The organism is Konateibacter massiliensis, from assembly GCF_900184995.1.
Classification (GTDB): Bacteria; Bacillota; Clostridia; order Lachnospirales; family Lachnospiraceae; genus Lachnotalea; species Lachnotalea massiliensis.
The window spans coordinates 936,772-957,572 of record NZ_LT860099.1 but is presented as its reverse complement, the minus strand read 5'-3'; the positions used below and the strand labels follow the sequence as shown (position 1 = coordinate 957,572).

Sequence of the window (20,801 nt, the reverse complement as noted above, 5' to 3'; positions counted from 1 at the left end):
CAGGGGTAAATAAAATTGGAGCAAAAAAACGAAGATTCTAAGGTTATAAATGTTGCGAATCAAGTAGTTCTTTTCTTTAAAAAAATAAGTCAAATCAGGCATCATATCAATAAAAGGATGAAGGGAAAGTATTCCCCGTCGTTGATTGCATTAGTATCTGCCGGTCTTGCCGGATTACTGATGACAATCATTTTATTTTTGCCAAATTATCTCGGCGTAGCCGATGACGGCTCTATTTCCCAAGTAATGAATTCTGCCGGGGTCTATTATATAGAAACAGAAGTAGCAGATGTTTATAATAACTATTTCGTTAAAACCTATTCCAATGTGCTGAGCGGCTATCAAAGAACCAGTGATTGGAGTAATAGTCAGGTTTTAGTGGTGAAATTCGCCGTTTATCTGGATCACTTAGTTACAGCCGACAAGTATTTTGATATTCGCTTTTTGGCGCTTATTTATGGGATTTTTTATGTTCCTGCCATCTACCTGTTAATTAAGCAGGCGTGTATGCGTGTGAAGGAATTTTCAGAGGGCTTTGTGATCGGTTTTATCGGAATGCTGATTTTTTCTGATGTAGGCTATCTTACATACTTTAACTCCTTTTATCCCGAGGCATTATGGTTTATCAGTCTGATGTATTGCATTGCAGCGGCGCTGTCTTTTCAGGAAGAGCGGAGTGCATACCGGGATTTTGGCGCGCTGCTTTTAATGCTGGCATCCGGAATTGTACTTGTCACATCCAGAAATCAAACGGCTGTTATCGCTATTTTGCTTGCTGTATATTGCCTGAAGCTTCTATTTATAAGAAGTAACTGGATATGGGGGCTTGTATGCGTTATGTCAGCTTTATTTTTATGCTTTGTGTCTGTGGTAAGCATGATAAATCTCACCTCTGATTTTGATGAGACTTCTAAATTTCATGCGATGACAAGAGGGGTATTATTCCAGTCGAATAATCCCGGAGAGACGCTTGTAGAATTTGATATTGATTCCTCCTATGAAATGCTTGCCGATGTCTCATCCTACGATTATCTGCCGGTAGTAAAAGCGGCGGATTCGATACTGCAGGAGGAATTTTTAGATAAGTATACACAGACGGATATCGCTGTTTACTATGTGAGACATCCGGCCTCTTTTTTAGGGATGCTTGATTTGGCAATTAAATCAAGCTTTGATATACGGAGGGAATACTGCGGAAACTATGAAAAAAGCGTGGGATTTCCGGAGCGTGCCAAAAGCTTTTTCTGGAGCGGCTGGAGCAATTTCAAGGCAAATACCCTGCCAAAGACAGTCGGTTATTTTATATTTTTGATTATCGTCATTATTCTTCAATTTCGAAAAGGGTATTCCCTGCGATTCTCGGAGGAGCGCCGCAATACAATCTTTTTAGATACGCTGATGATGATTGTTTTTATTTGTTTGTCACAGGCAATTATCACGATTGTAAACAGCGGTGATGCAGAGATGGTTCGGCACTGCTTTTTAATCAGCTACGGAATTGATATCATCACATATTTTATATTTGTTGAAGTGGTTCATCGGATTAGAATCTTCTAATGAACATAGTAAATGTATTTTGGAGGAAAATATGATAAAGAAAAGAAAGACCGGTTATTTGCTGCAAGATATTGGACTTGTACTATTTCTGCTCGGGGTAGGCGCGATGGCGTTTACTGTGGGCTATGCAAAAGAAGGGCTTTTGCTGGAATTTGTTATTATGCTTATGGCAGCTTTCTTTGCAGTTTTGCTGGCTGGCTTTAAATTAAACAGCTTGTCTATTGTTGCAGTCAGCTTCTCAGTGTTAGGTTACACCGCCTATAAAATATATAATTTCTTTGCCTATTCCACTGAAATTGAGCCGCTTTGCTATATCTGGATTATTTTTCCGATTATTGTGGTAGCGGCAATGTTGATATTTGTCTACGGCAATGCCCAGACAGAGACGGAAAATGAAGTGCTGAGGGAGCAGGTTGAGGAGCTTGTTATGGTCAATGCCTTGACTGGAATGTATAACCTTCGAAGTCTCTACAACGATTTGCAAAAGCAAGCGGCATATGCACAAAGAAACGGGATGCAGATTTCTCTTATGATTATCAAGCTTCGTTACGATCAAGAGTTAAGAAGTATTTTATCCAGAAGTCACTACGAGATGCTGCTTCAGAAGATGGCAGAAGTGACGGTAGATACGGTACGTGTTGAGGATAGAGTCTATTCGATTGACAATTATGGTTCGATTGGAATTATTCTGACCTGTGGTATGGAAGGCTGCGAATTTGCAAAAAAGAGAATAAAAGCCAGAATAGAATCGGAGGAGACATTCCAAGACATCACAGACTCTGCCATCCAGGTGAAGGTCAGAGTTGCATATCTGGAATATAAGGGAGAAGAGTACGGCAATGATATGATAAACTTTAAACAGAAAGTTGAGAGTGAGCTGCAATATGATGTTTAAGAAGTTGAGACGGGCAATCCTCTGTTCTTTCTTTTTTCTGTTTTTGACAGTGCCGCCTTTTGCTGTAAAGGCAGAGGAAACAGGGGATATTTTGCTTATTTATTCCGATGGGGCAGATGACGAGACAATGGAGCAGGTGATGAGTATCGTGGAATATCTTACCTATCAACGTTTTTCTGTCACCTATGCACCGGCAGACGACTGCCTGAATGAGCTTGAAAATTATTCCTCCATCATCTGTTATAAAGTGGAACGCTATCCGGCAGAGCTTATCGGTGAACTGAAAGAGCGGGAGGAAGAGGGAAACGCTGTATTGCAGGCGAGAGAGGGAATTAAGAATTCCTCCGGTGAAAATGATATACGCCTGCTCTTTGTAGGAAATGAGTTTTTAAAGACTTATCTGGATAAGACAGAAAGAGCGGACCGTTATGAAATTTCAGATAGGCAGACAGGAAAGCTCCAATATTATTTTAGTGATATGAATTATAAGGAAGCTCTGGTAAAAGAGGAAAACTTTTTGTTCCTAACAGGTGACCTGGATTACAGTGCAGGAAGCATTGAAGTGGAAAAAGCAGAAGGATATTTTTGCGCAAGAGTCGGTTCGCTTTACCATCTTCCGGTGACTGACCTTGGAACAGATTTGGTAAAGGCAGCGTTTATAAAAGAAGCAGCACAGTGGAAATGGCCCTACAATGGTGAACCGCAGTCATATGCACAATACATTGTACTGGATAAGGTTTATCCGTTTCAGTCCGCCGAAAAGCTGCTTGAGATTGTAAACTATCTGATAGGAAGGGAAGAACCTTTCGTCATTTCTGTTATGCCAGTCTATGACCACGGAAATTATCCGACGATGCAGCAGTTCTGCGAGGTTCTTCGGTACGCTCAGGCAAACGGCGGAACTATTTTAATACACAGCCCGATTAACCAGATGCCGAGTCTGGACGTGGAGCTGGTGAATGAATATATGACGAGTGCCATCAGCATCTATATGGAACAGGGTGTCTATCTGATGGGCGTTGAGGTTCCACGAAACTGGATGTTTAATGAGGATACGATTGAGATTATGAGCCGTTTTAGTACGGTATTGGTGTCGGATGAGGAGGATCCTCTTATCACAAGCACGGAGGGTATGCATTCAAATGTGGTTTACAAGGACGGACATCAGTGGATTGCACCCGCAATTCAGCTTGATAACAGCGGAGTGAGTTTTCTGAAAACAAATTCCTTTGCAGTCAGTTTTGATATAACCGATGATATGGAGCTGATAAAGGAAAAGGTAAGTGCATGCATCACCTCGTTTGTGCCGCTAAAAAGTCTGTGGGATATTGACCATAGTTTTTGGACGGATGAGGATATTATGAATTACAAAAATCATATTATTCTGGTCAATGGGAAGAGAATAGAAAATGATTTTACAGCGACACAATATGATGATGATTTCAAATATAACCGGAATACGTTACAAAGATATTCCAAGGATTTGACGAATGCCAACAAAAAGCTGATTGTCGTGGTTTTTGTTGTTTCTTCACTGTTTCTGCTCTTTATTTTTATGGCTAGGCGGCAGAATAAGAAAGCGTTTTTTATCAAGAAGGGTAAAAAGAAAGACGAGGCGCCTAGCGAGGAAGAACTTGAAAAGAGACTCAAAAAATAGGAGGGAGGGCGTGAAGTGTCGATTGCGGATTTATTGTCCTTATATTCCATCATAGCGATATGGGGGCTTATGTTTATCAATATTTTTCTTTCGATCGGCGGAATTATTTATATGCTCCGGATCAATAAGACGGACGGACATATTCCGCTTGAGGAATATCCAATGGTGACGATTATGGTTCCGGCACATAACGAGAGTATCGTAATCCGCCGTACCGTTCTGGCCCTTTTAAATTTTGACTATCCAAAGGACCGATATGAAATCATTGTCATCAACGATAATTCAACTGATAACTCGGCTGAGGTGCTGAAAAAGATGCAGGAGAAGTTCCCAAGCAGGAAGCTGATTGTGCTGAATACGGACAATAAGGTAGGAGGAAAGGGAAAATCAAATGCCTTAAACATTGCGCTGTCTGTGGCAAGCGGTTCAGTTATTGCAATTTACGATGCGGACAACACGCCTGCACCGGATGCACTGCGTATTTTGGTGGAGAACCTGATGTCTGATGATAAGCTTGGTGCCGTAATCGGAAAATTCCGTACGAGAAACCGAAATGCTTCTCTGCTGACTCGTTTTGTCAATATTGAAACGTTGGCTTACCAGTGCATGAATCAGGCGGGACGCTATTTTTTCTTTAAGCTTTGTACCATTCCCGGAACCAACTTTGTCATACGAAGAAGCATTATCAATCAGATGGGCGGCTGGGATACGAATGCACTGGCGGAGGATACCGAGATTAGCTTTCGCATCTATCGGATGGGCTATTATATCAAATTTATGCCGCTTGCGGTGACGTGGGAGCAGGAGCCGCAGAAGCTGAAACAATGGTTTAAACAGAGAACGAGATGGGCGAAGGGCAATATTTATGTACTGTTTAAAAACTTCAAATATGCCTTTGACAAGACGGCAGGACCGATGCGCTTAGATGCATTTTACTATGCACTTGTGTATGTCTTGATGCTGACATCTCTAATCTGTTCAGATATTATTTTTATACTGGGTATTTTGGGACTTTGCCACGTAACGCTTGGCGGGTTTTCATCCCTTCTTTGGGGAATGGCGATTGTACTCTTTTTGCTCAATGTATTGCTGACGCTTGCCGTGGAAAAAAATGAGTTTAGTTTTGAAAGTGCACTTCTTATTTTACTTATGCTTTTCTCCTACTCAAAAATGTGGGTATTTGTCGTGCTGAACGCTTTGTTTTTGAGCGTGCAGGATAAAATATACAACAAAGAGGTTGTGTGGGATAAGACAGAACGCTTTGAAGAGGTAGAGGAGACAAAAAAGAAAAGGAAGAAATTCAGAGGTTAACATAGACAGAGAAGGCTGGAGGTAAAAAATGAAAAAAATAAAAATTAGAAGGGGAGTCATGGTCCTGCTTGCATCCGCAGTACTTTCCGGTATGTTTTTTACAGAGACCGGTAAAGCGTCATCGCAGACAGCGACGCCGGACGAGGACGAGGCAATTGTCGCTTTTCAGGCGGGCGAGGCTGTGACAGGAGCAGATAGGGATGAGGATGCAACGAGGGAGGATGCGATTGTACACATACTTTCCTCAAATCCGGAGGATGCCCAAGCACCGGTAGAGCAGGAACCTACCCTTCCTGATACGACCTATACAAAGGACATATATTTTGACCAGACAACGCTTAAGGGTATTTTTTCTACGAAGGAATTGTTTTTCTACGTGCCGTCATATTGGGACACCAAATATGTGTATGCGGAGATTCAATATGATGTCAGCGAACTGATTCAAAGCATAGCAAGCTCTATGACGTTTTCCGTGAACAATGTGCCGGTAAGCTCATACAGCATCGCCTATGAAAACGGAAGTACACAGACGTGCTATCTGGAGATACCGATGGATTTGGTCAAAGAGGGCTATAATTCTCTTGCGGTTTCTGCTTATGCAAGGCTTTATGATGAAGAGGGGTGTATTGACGATTTCAGCAATGCAAACTGGCTTAGCATATCAAAAAATTCTTATATCCGAAGCGGCTATGAGATTGTTGATGCAGGGCAGAGGATTTCCTATTATCCTTATCCGTTTATGTCTACGACAGAGGAGACAGGAAAAGGACTTTCTATTGTTGTCTCAGATGAGGCGACGGATGGGGAAATTGCGGCGGCAATGAATTTGATGTCGGATTTGAGTACGGAGACGGGTGATGAAAATAATATCCAGTTCTGCCTTTTATCAGACCTTGCAGGCACCAATGCGGACAGAACGATATTGGTTGCAAATTATAATAATTTGACCGAATTTTATCAGAATAAAATAACGGATACAAGCGATCTGGATACGAGAGGAGAGGTTGTATTTTCAGAGGATTCGAAAGGGAATCCGCTTCTTATCGTGACCTCCACAAACGATGACTGTCTTTTGGAGGCGGCATATATGCTGATGGACGAAAATCGTGTGTCCCAGGAGAAGAGCAGTGTGGCAAGCGTGAAGCTTGGAAGCGCTGATGTTGCAATTAACTCTACTTCTATTAGCAAGATGGCAGCAGGCAACTATACGGTAAAAGATATTATCGGAAGCGGTTTGACGTTTGTAGGACCGTTTCACCAGGAGCAGTTAATTTACCTTCCGTTCTCGGAGGATTACTTCTTATCAGATGCCGGAAAGGTGACACTTAATTTCCGCTACAGTGAAAATTTGGATTTTAATCGTTCTCTTATCACGGTTTACTGGGGAGATATTCCGGTTGCAAGCAAAAAACTTTCAAAAGAAAATGCAATCGGGGATGTTTTGACTTTCTCAATGCCTGCTGATGTAGTAGGAACGACGACAGGGGCAATTCGCATCGCCTTTGACTTGGAAATAGCAGATATTGTATGTACCCCGAGACAGGATGAAATGCCTTGGGCATATGTATCCGATGAATCGGTATTATATCTGCCCGCATCCACGGGTATTGTGCTGACCTTTGATTTAAAGCCGTCGCCGTTTCGAACGGATGGAAAATTTAACGATATGATGCTTGTTCTCTCTGATACGCCGACAACGGAGGAGCTTAATTTGTATGCACAGATTATCGGTATGTACGGGGATGGGGTGGAGCCTTACGGAACGCTGTATGTAAAGCGCTTCAGCGAATTTGACGAGAACGATGCAGATTATAACATTGTAACGGTAGGCAATTATAATAATAACTCCTTGCTTCGTACCTTAAATGATAAGCTTTACTTTTCCTATTCTTCGGATGGAAGCAAATTTAACAGCAATGAACAGCTTATTTTATCGGATAACTATGCAGGAGAGATTGCGATTTTACAGCTTTTGGAGTCACCGTTTGCGAGCAACCGCGGTATTTTGGCAGTGACCAGCATAGAGGATGATATGCTGTCAAATGTACAGGAGTTTATGAGAAATTATAAGTTACGCTACAGTCTTTCGAAAGACTGTGTGGTGATAGACAGTGACTTAGATTCAAAATCCTTCCAGTTTATCAAGGCGGCAACAGATGTGCAAGAGCCGAGTTTAATCAAAAGACTTGTAGAAAATAAACAATCGTTAGTATTTACGGTTGTTGCGACTTCCGTAATGATTATGATTTTCATTGCAGTTATCATCATTTTGATTCGTGTCAGAATGTATCATAGGAAAAAAGATGAATAAGTGCCAATGATTCGCTAAGAAAAAAATGTGAAGGTCATGGTATACTGCAGATGAAGGAAGGATTGCGATGAAAAAGATTATGGTTGTATTTGGAACAAGACCGGAGGCAATTAAAATGTGCCCGCTTGTCTTAGAACTAAAGCAAGAAGAGGAATTTCAAACAGTTGTCTGTGTGACGGGGCAGCACAGGCAGATGCTGAAGCAGGTGCTTGAATCCTTTGATATTGTGCCGGATTATGACTTAGAGATTATGAAGGACAGACAGACTCTTTATGATGTCACAACGAACGTGTTAAACGGAATGAGGGATATATATGAGAAGGAGAAGCCCGATGTTGTGCTTGTTCACGGCGATACGACAACGACCTTTGCGGCAGGGTTGTCGGCGTTTTATCAAGGCATTGCCGTGGGGCATGTGGAAGCCGGGCTTCGCACCTACAATCTGAAATCCCCATTTCCGGAAGAATTTAACCGGCAGGGGGTAGGGATTTTCGCCGATTTTCATTTTGCACCTACCGCGGCGGCAAGAGATAATCTGCTTCGGGAAGGAAAGAAGAAGGACAATATATTTGTAACGGGAAATACGGTTATCGACGCCCTGAAAACAACGGTGAAGGCAGAGTATTCGCATCCTGTGCTTGATTGGGCAAAGGGCTCAAGGCTTGTGATGCTGACGGCGCACAGGCGGGAAAATCTGGGTGAACCTCTCTACCATATTTTTAGAGGAATCAAACAGGTGCTTGAGGAGGTGGAGGATGTAAAGGTTGTCTATCCGATTCATATGAACCCTGTTGTGAGACAGACTGCAAACGAAGTATTCCAAAACCATGAGAGAATGCGGATTATTGAACCTCTTGAGGTGCTGGATTTCCATAATTTTATGAATGAGTCTTATTTGATTTTGACGGACAGCGGCGGCATTCAGGAAGAGGCGCCGTCTCTTGGAAAGCCTGTCTTGGTGATGCGTGATACGACAGAGAGACCGGAGGGCATCGAAGCAGGGACATTAAAGTTAGTCGGAACGAACCAAGATGTGATATACCATGAATTTTTAGAACTACTTACCAATCGAGAAGCCTATGACAAGATGAGCCACGCCGCCAACCCATACGGAGACGGAACAGCGTGTGCCCAGATTGTGAAAATACTAAAGGAAAAGCTGTAATTGAGCTGATAGTAAGGGTGAAACGGGGATTGGGCGGATATGGGGTGGAAAGAGCGAAAGGAAAGTTTCATAAGCTTTTACAGAAACAATCAGGAGATTGTTGCCGGGTTTGTGGCGGTTACGGCTTTTGTGATTGCTCTGACGGTTATGTTTGGCGGTCAGAGGGCAGGGGTAATCGACTATGGAGAGTACACCCAGACCATGTATGATATGGGGCTTAGCTATACGGATGAGGTACAGCAGGAGGAGGCTTCTCTTCGGTATGTCACAGTAATCGAAACATTTAAGGTGGAGAAAATACAGCTTTTAGGGCTCTTGCAGCTAGAGCCGGCTCAGTCGCTTATTTACCCGGTTTCTCTCATCAGCATAATGTGTAAATTGCTGCATATTCCGTTTTCTACTCAGTATCTTGCCATTTTGTTTTTCTTCATTACCATTGCCTGCATTTATTCCATCACGAGATCAGCCTACTGCTTTTTTAAGGAAAAGGCAGCGGCAATTGGACTTCTTTGCACCTTTGTTTTTCTGTGCGGTAATTATACAGTTTATTTTAATTCCTTATATCGAAACGGTATTTATTTTGTAAGCTTTTTAGTATTTTTTACTATTTTATTTCATATTGCGGCTTCAAAGGGGAGAGGACAAGGAAAAAGTATTTTGATGCTGCTTTTTGTCTCCCTGTTGCTCCTAAATGCGAGGGCGGTCAACATCGTATATCTGCCTGTTGTAATCGGAGCCAATCTTTGGGCGATGATTTATTGCAGGCCAGAGAAGAGAAAGAGAGTTTCCTATTATGTTGTTTTTACAGTGCTGCTTATCTTTGTGGTAAGAAGTAATGTGAGATATACATTGCAAAATGAAGCGTTGTTCTCCGATACGCAGATGTATCACAGCTTTTTAACCGGAGCGCTGATGCAGAGCGAAGATAAGGAGGAGATACTTCGAGAGCTTTCCTTGGATACGAATCTGACAGAAGATATCGGAAAAAATGCGTATCTGCCCAAGGAGAGCTATGTGATTTATCCATATAGCGAGGAGGCTAAGACGGAGATTTTCTCATATCTTAGTTATATACAGCTTTTAAAGCTTTACCAAGAACACCCGTCTCTTTATTTAAATGTATTAAAAGAAACAGCAAGACATTTGATACAGATTGATACAAAACGTTTCCTTGCTGTCAACAGGCAGGCGAATGTGGGAACAGAATGGGTAGAGCGCTTTGTCTGGTGGCAGTGGATTAGGGCACTGCTTGTTCCGAGAAGTCTAATGGGATACGGTGCTTTTGCGTGTATTGTTTTTGCACTGCTTGTAATGTTATACTGGTTGGGAAAAAGCAGAGAAAATCATGCACTTGCTCTAATCGGACTGCTTTTGTGGCTGTCTTGTGTGACACAGTTTTTGACTATTTATGCATGGCAGGGATTTGCGGAGGCAGACGGCACAAATTATTATTTTATTTTTACGTTTGATATGATGCTGCTCTTCTTTGCAGGATTTCTTGTAAAGGGTGGAGAAAGAGCGGTACAGTGGTGGAGGGAGCTATTGAGTGCTTCCGGGGAAGAAGAGTCAGAAGTGGAAATTGCCATGACGTCGGAGGAGCCATCGAAGGTGCTAGAGTCATTCAAACAGGCGGAGGAGCTGTTTCTGCCAAATCCATTTTGTCAGGCAGTGAAAGAGGGGCTTCTTTGTGCCAAATCATTTTGTCTGAAGAAGATATTTTCGAATACGAATAAAAGTGCGATGGTGTTTGCCGTTGCCGCTGCGATTATCGTGACGTTTGTTTTATTTTTGCCGAGTAGAATAGGGGCATATAACAACGGTGACTTCGGACGAATGATGACAGCTATGAATATTCAGTATACGAAAGAGGATTGGGAAAATTCCGATGAACTTTCCCTTACAAAAGTAGTGGAAAACTACGACTGGGTAGAGCCTTATGATTATAGGAAGGTGATTCCAACCTGGGGGGAGCTTTCTCAGATATGGTTTTCTGTTCCGCTTAAAATCATAGATAATATGGTGGGACTTTCCTTTTCGACTGTGTATGTCACTGCAATTTATGCGGTACTTATTGTAATTAGTATATTTTTTATTATGCAGTTTTTATTTCATCGATTTGGAGTGAAGGCATTTTGGTTTGCAATGGTGCTGCTCGTTGTTTTACTTGATTTGGTAAACTTAGGATGGCTTAATTCGCTGTTTGGGGAAGGAATTGCATATGTCTCTCTTCTTATGGTAATCGCCTCAGCTCTAAAGATTGCAGACAGCAAAAGAGGAAGCTGCCGATTCTCCTTTTTGATTTTAATATTTTCGGAAATACTTTTTATCGGTGCAAAGGCACAGTATACGATTGCAACACCGGTGCTTATTGCCGGCACATTTGTATTATTTTGGTATCACCAGCCATCTAAGCGATGGAAGAAAATTTTATATTATGCCTTGTTTTTTATCGGGAGTATCTGGCTCTCGGTCGGTGCTGTTCATATTTATGAGAACAACAGCGGGATTTCTTCGCCGGATACGATATACCAGTCTGTATTTTATGGCTTGCTTATGCTTGTGGAGGACCCGGCTAAGACGCTTACAGAACTCGGTTTAGACCCTGCAATGGCAGTGGACACGGGAAAACACGCCTATCTTCCCAAAGAGGCTTATTATTGCCCGCCTCGAACCGAGAAAGCGGAGGAGATGCTTTACACCAAGATTTCAACCGCGGACTTATTCTTGTATTATTTGAAGCATCCGAAGCTTTTATATGAAAGCATGGAGATTACCGCACAGGCGGCGGCTTTGGATATGCCGGATTATATTCTGCTTGTCGGGCAAAAGACGACGCAAGAGCATGCGAAGGTAGAGCGGTTTCATATATGGGGAACGATACGCTCCTATCTGACGTTTGGTCATTTCTGGGAAGTAATGCTTGTGTTTGGACTGGAATGGGTTCTTGGTATAAAATTTATATGGAATAAGAAAAGAAACAGTCGGGATAAAATGCTTCTTTTTGTACTGTTGATGATTTCAGCGGTCGGAATTTTGCAGTATCCTTTGACTTTTATCGGAAACGGTTATGCGGATAACACGAAACAGCTTTATCTGTACCGTTTTATATATGATTTAGTTGTTATGACGGGAATTTTTCTGTTGGTTCCCAGAGTAAAATGGTTTTTCGAGCATAGGAGGCTTCGTCATGAATCTTAAGAAAAGTTGGTTTTATTATCTTTGCATGTCACTTGCCATAATCGGATTTCTCTACATATTAGTGTGCGGCTTTATGTCTCTTGGAGAGGGGCAGGAATATCCTTATCTGCCCAAGGGAATGCTTTTAGTCGGGATTTTTGCCGTGTGGGTGCTTGTGAGTCTTATGGCTGCGGTTGTGGCAAGAATTAGGATGACACATTCGTTTCATGGAAATTTGAAGGTTTACCGCTATGCGGAAATTATATTTGTTTTGCTTATTTTAGCTGCAGCTGCAGCGATTCGAATTGCCGTAATTTCAGCATTTCCTATGCAGCCGGCATCCGATTATAAAACCTACTATGAAATAGCGGTATTGCTACAGGATGGAACCATCCAAAAGGAAGGAAGAGGATACAGTGATTACATCGCGATGTTTCCTCATGTTATGGGTTACTGTTACATATTAAAAACCTTGTTTTCCATCGTGGGAGCGAGCGTGGCGGCAGGGCAGTACTTAAATGTGTTCTTTTCTGTTATGACCGTATTTTTTGTCTACAAAATTGCAAAAAAATTAGCAGGCAGAACGGCAGGGTTAATTGCCTTGGTATTGTGTGCATTCTGGCCGTCACAGGTGCTTTATATTACAATGCTGTCCGCAGAGTACAGCTTTACCTTCTTCTTATTTCTGTGCATCTGGATATTCCTATCGCTTGTGAAGGATTACGATGGGGATACAAAGCTGGCAGGGCAGGGCGTTGTGATGCATCTGATACTTGGCGTGTTCATCGGGCTTGCATCGGCAATCCGTCCGATGGCATTGATTTTGCTTGCCGCAATGATTTTGACAATATTGCCGCAGAAGATGAAGCTTCCGCCGATTCACAGAAATAATGTGCCTTTAACGCTTCGTATGCTGGAAAAGGGGTGGATTCGATGTATTCTCATCATTATCCCTTATATGATTGTTTCGAATGTGGTAACGACAAATATAGAGCTGACGGTTGACAGAACACTTCCGTCTGCAAGCACATCGTTTGGATACAATCTTTTGGTAGGACTGAATACAGAGTCAAAAGGCGGCTGGAATGAGGAGGATGCGGCGCTTTTATATGCGAGCATGGAAGCGAGCGGTTCGGCAACACAGGCACATATCACGTGCAGGGATTTGGCATTCCAGAGGCTCACGAACAATCCGAAGGGAATATTTAATCTCTTCGTTGAAAAATATGAGCTTTTATGGGGAAATGATGATTACGGTGCAACATGGAATATTGCATTTTTGGATGAGCAGGGTAATCTGACGCAGGAAAGAAGTGATTTTTTGTATGCTGTGCGTGACATGAACAATATTTTTTATATGATAATCGTGTTTATGGCGTTAATCACTTTGGTTTATTTATGGAAGGAAAAAGGAAGCTTTGCATATCTGCTTGTGCTCTTATTTTTGGGAACGGTGGCAATGCATTTGTTTGTGGAGAGTCAAAACCGGTATCATTACTTTATTTTGCAGGTTTTCACAATACTGTCAAGTATGAGTGTGCCGCTTCTGTATGAGGATGCCAAGCGGACACTGCTTAAGCGAAAAGAGCAGTCAGGGGTGGAAAAAGTTGAGGCGAAGGAGATGCAAGAGGCGGTGGAGTCTTATCAGATGCAGGAAAGCATGATGGAGGAGATGAGAGCGGAAGCCTACTCGAATGTGTTTGACATGAAGGCGGCACTTGAAAACGGAAATGTAATTATGACGGTATCACAGGCATATCAAGAGGAAGAGAAGCCGGAGATTGAAGAAACCGAGAAAACAGCAGAAATAGCAGAGGAAATTGCAGAGCGGGAAGTGGCAGCTACAAATTAGGAGGGAAGTGTACATGAAAGATAATTCGTTGAAAAAGGTGGAACGAATTCTGTTTACTGTTTTTGTGGCATTGGGAATAGTAGTTGTCATCGGAATCGTTGTTCTGATAAAATTCGGAGATAAAGAAGCACCGGAGCTAGAACAGGAAGAGTTGGCAGGCGAGGAGCAGACAGAGGACGGCTATGACTGGGAGGCAGGGCTTTCAGACAGCACCCTCTGGCTTCCGGAAAACGGCTGGATATACAGTAAAGTGCCCGATTTTACTTTTTACGATGAAAAGGGAGAGCTTCACAATATTACAGAATTTGAGGGGAAGCCGACTGTTGTTGTATTTTGGGCAAGCTGGTGTGGTGACTGTGAGGAACAGATGCCTTTGATGGCGCAGTACATGGAATTGTCCAAGCAGTATGGTGACATTAATTTTGTTTTTATCAACAAAACAGACGGTGACAAGGAGACGAAGGAAAGTGCACTCGCCTATTTTGACAGTTTAAATATAGGAGAAGGTCTTTATTTTGATGAGGAGCTTAGCGGATATGACAGATTAGGAATCCATAACATTCCAACAACACTTTTTTTGGATGAAAACGGTATTATAACGGCGTGGTCGCCAAAGCAGATTACGCAGGAGAGTAAGTTTGAGGCTATATTAAATAAGGCATTAAACGGAGGAAGCGATGCGCTGGCTTCGTTTATCACAAATCAAATGATGGATGAAAACGGCGGAATCCACAGTGCCTATAGCAGTGACAGTGGTGTTACCTATGCCTCTGATATCTTAAGCGAAAGTGAAGGAGCAATGCTAGAGTATGCAGCCAATATTCAGGACAAGGAGCTGTTTGACGAGGTCTTTTGGTTTGTTCAGACCTATATGTGGAAAGATGGACTGACCGCATGGACCGTGAAGGATGGGGAGGCGAGCCAGGTAAATGCACTGATTGATGACCTTCGAATCTACGATGCGCTCACGACGGCACAGGATTTGTGGGGGGGCTATGAGGAGATAATAGAAACTTATCAGTCACAGATTTTGAAATTTGGACAGAAGAACGGAAAGTTTGTTGATTTCTATGATGCGGACGATAAAGAGTATGCAAAACGTTTTACCTTATGCTATGGGGATTTGGTGGCAATGCAAAAGCTGTCTGAGGCGGATGACTCTTTTGCAGGGGCATATGAGAATTGCAAGGAACTGCTGATAGAAGGACAGATTAGCGATGATTTTCCGCTGTATTATAGCTGGTATAATTATAAAACAAAGAAATACGAAAAAGATGATTTGAACATGGCAGAGGCGATGGTAACACTTTTGCATCTTTCCGAGGCAGATTTGCTGCCGCAAAGTACGCTTAACTGGCTGAAAACGCAGATGAACGGGGCGGGTGTGAAGGCGCGGTATACGGTGAAAGGAACGGTGGCAGAAGGATATAATTATGATTCTACAGCAGTATATGCGCTGATTGCTATGATTGGGGCGAACGAGGAGGATGCGAGTCTTGTCAATCAGGCGGTGAGAAAGATGGAGAAAATGAGAATTGATGACACCGGGCTTGCCTATAACGGTGCATTCGGCATGGAGGACGGCACTCAGATTACCTCGTTTGACCAAATTATGCCGCTGCTTGCTTATGTAAAAATATATGGAAGATAAAGTAAATATATAAATTTATAAAGATTTAATCTTTAATTCCCTAGTAATTTAGTCCTATTTATCTTATAATATAATGCAAACTCATAAACCAAAAGCAAGATTACACTGTTGGAAACGTTGAGGGATTCCTATATCTGGGCACATATGGAATTCGGAGTTAGTTGTGCAACCGGCCAATTTGTGATAATTTCAAAATTGATTAAAAACTGACAGGTGACTGCGAACATATACATAATAGAAGTGAGGTGGAGAAGAGATGACTGACCAAGGGGATGGTCAGCAATAGAGGAGGCGAAAAATGCCCCCTCATTTTGTAGTGCACAAAAAGATGAAGACTAGAGTAGTCAAAATAACAAGGGAGGCTTTTAGATGAAAGTAAAAGCAAAGAGAAAGAAAAGCGGCTTGCTATTGAAAACTGTCGTGATCAATTTGATTATATTAATTGTTTTGATATCAGGTATTGTAACGCTATTATATCGTTCAAGTGCAAATAGAATCACATCAGAGATCGAAAAACAGATACAGCTAAAACTGCAGGCTGCACAAAGTGAGATAGAGAGCATTAGGAGCAATCATGAAGTGCAGCTCAAAATTCTCAGTAAGTCCGCAGATACCATGGATGTATTAGTGGGCGGAAGCACAGATCGCTTTGCGGCTTTAGCAAGCAGTGTAGTAGATAATAATAATGGATTTTTGGAAAATATATTACTGATTGATAAAACAGGAAAAGTAATATTTGACACGAACAACAATAGCCTGGTTGGCACAGATTTGTCGGATCGGTCATATGTGGCAGAGAGCCTGAAAGGAAACACTGCCCGCAGTGAAATGCTTACATCCAAATCAACGGGAAATAATGTCGAGGTAGTCAGTGTTCCGGTTGAAAAAAATGGAACAGTGGCAGGTGTTTTGGCAATTTCCATGAATGTACAATATGTGAATGAGATACTGTCGGCAGTGAAGGTTGGAGAGAACGGATATGCATATTTGATTGATGAGAATGGTGTATTTTTATATCATCCTGATTCCAAATATATTCAAACTAATATTGCGGACATTGGAGTGCCGGAGCTTACAGCAGTGCTTCCGGATATGACAGCAGGAAACACAGGTGTTTTAAGCTACACTTTTAACGGAGTAGAAAAGCTAAATGTATATGCGCCGATCGGAGGGTGGTCTCTTTCGGTCAATGCGGTAAAGTCCGAATATTTAGCCGATGTGAAAGTGATGCTTATGGAAGCGATTGCAATCGGTGTTTTTATGACCATTATAGCGACACTTGCAACAGGCTTTAACTCTTATCTTATGATTAAGAGAATCAAAAGGGTACAGGGAATTATGGAGGTTGTTACCGGCGGTGATTTAACTGTCCATATGGAAGAAAAAGAGCTTGAGAAGTGTTGGGAAATCAGGGAATGTAACGAACCGGATTGCCCTGCTTACAAGAGCGAAAATTTGAAATGCTGGGAGATGACAGGTACTCTATGCGACGGTGTCGTACAGGGAAATGCAGCGTCCAAGATGACAAACTGTAAAAAGTGTGAGGTATATGTGGCGACAGAAGGTGATGAATTAGAGCAGGTATCAAGAAGCCTCAGCACAATGATACGAAATATAAGAAATCTTATTTACCATATTTCTGAGATATCAGCTTCTTTATCAAGCTCCAGCGAGGAATTGTCAAGCTCATCAGAGGAGACAACCTCGACTGCGGAAAGTATTTCAAACAGAATGTTTGATATGAGTACAAGCGCGCAGGAGCAGACGGAATACGTTGAGACAATTAATACGATGACACATGATATGAATACCAAGTTATCTAACTCCGTTGGCCGTATTAATGATATGTCCAAGGAAGCCGGTGTGGTAAGCACAAAGGCAAAGGTCGGAGAAGAAAAAATCGGCTCTGCCATCAACGGAATGGAACAGATTAAACATCAAACGGAAAAGATTGAGGACGTTATGGGCGAATTGATTCGTCAGTCTGCTGAAATAGGTACGATTAACAACATGATTACCGAGATTGCGGAAGAGACGAACCTGTTGTCACTGAATGCTTCAATTGAGGCGGCGAGAGCAGGCGAAAGCGGCAGGGGATTTGGTGTTGTTGCAGATGAAATCGGAAAATTGGCAGCGCAGTCACAGGAATCAGCGAAGGGTATTTCCGTATTGATTGACCGCATCACGGAGAGTATTCATGCGGCAAATAAATTGATGCACAGCGAGACAGAATTTGTTTCAGTTGGAATACAGACGGTACAGGAATCAAAGGCTGCATTTGAAGAAATTTCTAAGACGGTACATGAGCTTGTGTCAGGCATGGATGAGGTGGTCGATCATGTGGAAACGGTGAAAGACTCCAGTGCAGCTGTTACACAAGCGGTAGAGAAGATGTCAGTCATCATTGAGGAATCGGGTGCCAGCGTGGAGGAAATCACAGCGGCAACCGAGGAGCAGGCGAATGTGTCGGAGGAAATATCTAAGTCCGCAACTGATCTTGCCAATATGGCAGAAGAGTTAATCGGCGCGGTGAGCGCATTTAAGGTCTGAAAAAAGTGAAATATAAGAAAGTGTGAGCTTTGTTCATACTTTGCGCCCGAGTGGGTTGCAAAGCAACAAAAAGGGAAGTCCGCAGACTTCCCTTTTTGCTGTCAATCTATCAATCGCGCTTGGCGAGAGGATACTTAAAGATGTATTTGGGTTAAACTAACCCATAATCACAGTAACCTGATAGGTTGATTTTCCTTCCTCAAAAGGAATTAAATTACCGTCAAGTTCCGTGCCGTCTACAATAATTTTCTTCACGCCTTTTTGAACAGCGTTTTCATTTTTTACTGTAATGTGGTAATTGGCGTTTCTGAATTCTCTTGTCAATGTGAAATCACCAAAGCCTGCAGGAATACAAGGATTGACGATAAGTCCACTGTAATCCGGCAAAATACCGAGAATGTACTGAGACACGTTGACAAAGGTCCATGCGGCAGTACCGGTAAGCCAACTGTTTTTAGCCTCCCCGTGGAAGTGAGCATCAGCTCCGGCAATCATCTGAGAATAAACGTATGGCTCCGTGCGGTGAATTTCACTAATATCCTCGATATAAGCAGGGCAGGTTTTCTTATAGATTTCAAATGCTCTGTCACCGCGCCCGATTACGGTCTCTGCGATGGAAACCCATGGATTATTGTGGCAGAAGATACCTGCGTTTTCCTTATATCCCGGCGGATAGGAGGAGATTTCACCCAAATTTAAATAATATTTTGTATAGGCAGGCTGTAAAAGCATAACGCCGTATTTTGTATCCAGTCTTTTCTTAACGGAATCAAGCGCTTTTTGAGCGAGTCCTTCTTCGACACCGATTCCTGCGAGTACACAGAAGCCCTGTGGCTCAATGAAGATTTGCCCCTCTTCACATTCATGGGAGCCTATCTTTTTGCTTTCAGCATCATAAGCACGGATAAACCAGTCGCCATCCCAGCCGCTTTCGAGAACACTTTGGTACATTTCATCTACCGCTTGCAAAGCTCGTGCTGCTTCATCAGACTTTCCGATTTGTCGGCAGAGAGCAGCGTATTCCCTGCCGTATTTTACAAACATACCGGCAATGAAAACAGATTCTGCAACAGGTCCCTCGGATGGTCCTGTTGTCTGGAAGGATTCACCCGGTTCCTTGGAAAAACAGTTTAAGTTTAAGCAGTCGTTCCAATCCGCACGTCCGATTAAAGGAAGCTTATGCGGTCCTAAATGAGTGATGGTGTAGTTTAAGGAGCGTCTTAAATGCTCAAAAAGGGAAGCGCTCTTGGATGCGTCGTTATCAAACGGAACCATTTCTTCCAAAATAGAAAAATCTCCGGTTTCTTTTATGTAAGCTGACACACAAGCGATAAGCCAAAGCGGATCGTCGTTAAAGCCGCTTCCGACATCCAAATTACCTTTTTTGGTCAAAGGCTGGTATTGGTGGTAAGCGCTGCCGTCCTCAAACTGGGTGGAAGCGATGTCGATAATGCGTTCTCTTGCCCGGTCCGGTATCAAATGTACGAAGCCGAGAAGATCTTGGCAGGAATCACGGAAGCCCATGCCTCGCCCGGTTCCTGATTCATAATAGGAGGCGGAACGGGACATATTGAAGGTAACCATACATTGATATTGGTTCCAAATATTAACCATGCGGTTCAGCTTCTGGTCGCCGCTCTCTACCTGATACTTGGAGAGAAGAGTCTGCCAGTAAGCTTTTAATTCTGCCAGAGCAGCAGTAACGTCGCTGTCATTTTTATAGCGCTCTAAAACAGCTTTTGCAGGAGCCTTGTTGATAACGCCTGCGCGTTCCCATTTTTCTTCTTCCTTATTCTGAATATATCCGAGAACGAATATAAAGCTTTTTGCCTCACCCGGCTGAAGCGTAATGCTGAAATAGTGTGAGCCGATCGGACTCCAGCCGCTTGCAACGGAATTGGAAGCGGATTGCTGCTCTACGACAAGAGGATTATCGCTTCCCCTGTATGAGCCGAGAAAAGCATCTCTGCTTGTGTCGAAGCCGTCCGCTTTTTTGTTTACACCATAAAAAGCATAGTGGTTTCTTCTTTCTCTGTATTCGGTCTTGTGATAAATAACGGAATTTTCAATTTCAACCTCACCGATATTTAAGTTACGCTGAAAATTTGTCATGTCATCCATCGCGTTCCATAAGCAGAATTCTACATAAGAAAAAAGCGAAAACGTTTTTGCTTTGTCGGAACGGTTCGTAAGTACGAGCTGATTGATTTCACAGTTGTCCTTTAACGGAACAAATGCCAAAACAGAAGCCTCCAGATCAGCCTTTGAGGAGGTGATTTTGCTGTAGCCAAGCCCGTGACGGCATTCATAGGAGTCGAGCGCTGTCTTTGCAGGCTGCCAGCCCGGATTCCAAACGGTTCCGTTATCGTTTATGTAAAAATATTTGCCGCCGTTATCTGCCGGTACATTGTTATAGCGGTAGCGCGTAAGGCGTAAAAGCTTTGCGTCTTTATAAAAAGAATAGCCGCCGCTTGTGTTGGAATAAAGAGAAAAGAAATCCTTTGAGCCTAAATAGTTAATCCATGGAAGCGGAGTTTTAGGCGTTGTAATCACATATTCCTTCTCGTTATCGTCAAAAAATCCAAATTTCATATCGATTCTCCATTCTAATATTTCTAGGGTAAGAATTAAAAAAACTACATTTTAGAAAACGATTAAGTAAATACAAAACAATA

Annotated in this window: 11 protein-coding genes and 1 riboswitch; of the genes, 10 read left to right on the top strand and 1 reads right to left on the bottom strand. The window is 42.5% G+C overall.

Annotated features, from left to right (window positions below):
* The first annotated feature begins 15 nt into the window (after positions 1–15).
* From wsfD (CTY48_RS10250) to CTY48_RS10205, 10 genes are all read left to right on the top strand, one after another.
* Positions 16–1,557: a glycan biosynthesis hexose transferase WsfD gene (gene wsfD, locus CTY48_RS10250; protein ID WP_099468401.1), complete on the top strand. Its 1,542-nt coding sequence runs from the start codon at positions 16–18 to the stop codon at positions 1,555–1,557.
* A 31-nt stretch (positions 1,558–1,588) separates the two neighbouring features.
* Positions 1,589–2,452 (top strand): nucleotidyl cyclase domain-containing protein, encoded by an 864-nt coding sequence (locus CTY48_RS10245; protein ID WP_099468400.1) that lies wholly within the window; start codon positions 1,589–1,591, stop codon positions 2,450–2,452.
* On the top strand, positions 2,442–4,109 hold the full coding sequence (locus CTY48_RS10240) for a DUF2334 domain-containing protein (protein WP_099468399.1): 1,668 nt from the start codon (positions 2,442–2,444) through the stop codon (positions 4,107–4,109). Before CTY48_RS10245 ends, CTY48_RS10240 begins: the two co-directional genes overlap by 11 nt.
* A 15-nt stretch (positions 4,110–4,124) precedes the next feature.
* The gene (locus CTY48_RS10235) at positions 4,125–5,420 is read left to right on the top strand and encodes a glycosyltransferase (RefSeq protein ID WP_099468398.1); all 1,296 of its coding nucleotides are present in this window, start codon (positions 4,125–4,127) and stop codon (positions 5,418–5,420) included.
* A 28-nt stretch (positions 5,421–5,448) separates the two neighbouring features.
* A complete protein-coding gene (locus tag CTY48_RS10230; RefSeq protein ID WP_099468397.1) occupies positions 5,449–7,731 on the top strand; it encodes a cellulose biosynthesis cyclic di-GMP-binding regulatory protein BcsB in 2,283 nt (760 codons plus the stop codon).
* Between the two features lie 67 nt (positions 7,732–7,798).
* Positions 7,799–8,896: a non-hydrolyzing UDP-N-acetylglucosamine 2-epimerase gene (wecB, locus tag CTY48_RS10225; RefSeq protein ID WP_099468396.1), complete on the top strand. Its 1,098-nt coding sequence runs from the start codon at positions 7,799–7,801 to the stop codon at positions 8,894–8,896.
* Positions 8,897–8,935: 39 nt separating this feature from the next.
* Complete coding sequence (gene wsfD / locus CTY48_RS10220) at positions 8,936–12,094, top strand: glycan biosynthesis hexose transferase WsfD (RefSeq protein WP_099468395.1); 3,159 nt, start codon at positions 8,936–8,938, stop codon at positions 12,092–12,094.
* Positions 12,084–13,925, top strand: coding sequence for an ArnT family glycosyltransferase (locus CTY48_RS10215; RefSeq protein ID WP_099468394.1), 1,842 nt, complete (start codon positions 12,084–12,086; stop codon positions 13,923–13,925). The genes wsfD (CTY48_RS10220) and CTY48_RS10215 overlap by 11 nt, the downstream gene beginning before the upstream one ends.
* A gap of 13 nt (positions 13,926–13,938) precedes the next feature.
* Positions 13,939–15,576 (top strand): TlpA family protein disulfide reductase, encoded by a 1,638-nt coding sequence (locus CTY48_RS10210; RefSeq protein ID WP_099468393.1) that lies wholly within the window; start codon positions 13,939–13,941, stop codon positions 15,574–15,576.
* A gap of 102 nt (positions 15,577–15,678) precedes the next feature.
* Positions 15,679–15,760, top strand: a riboswitch (cyclic di-GMP riboswitch).
* A 185-nt stretch (positions 15,761–15,945) separates the two neighbouring features.
* The gene (locus tag CTY48_RS10205; protein ID WP_099468392.1) at positions 15,946–18,126 is read left to right on the top strand and encodes a methyl-accepting chemotaxis protein; all 2,181 of its coding nucleotides are present in this window, start codon (positions 15,946–15,948) and stop codon (positions 18,124–18,126) included.
* 156 nt (positions 18,127–18,282) lie between these two features.
* On the opposite strand, the gene CTY48_RS10200 is transcribed toward CTY48_RS10205, so the two are convergent.
* Positions 18,283–20,718 (bottom strand): GH36-type glycosyl hydrolase domain-containing protein, encoded by a 2,436-nt coding sequence (locus CTY48_RS10200; RefSeq protein WP_099468391.1) that lies wholly within the window; start codon positions 20,716–20,718, stop codon positions 18,283–18,285.
* Positions 20,719–20,801 lie beyond the last annotated feature (83 nt).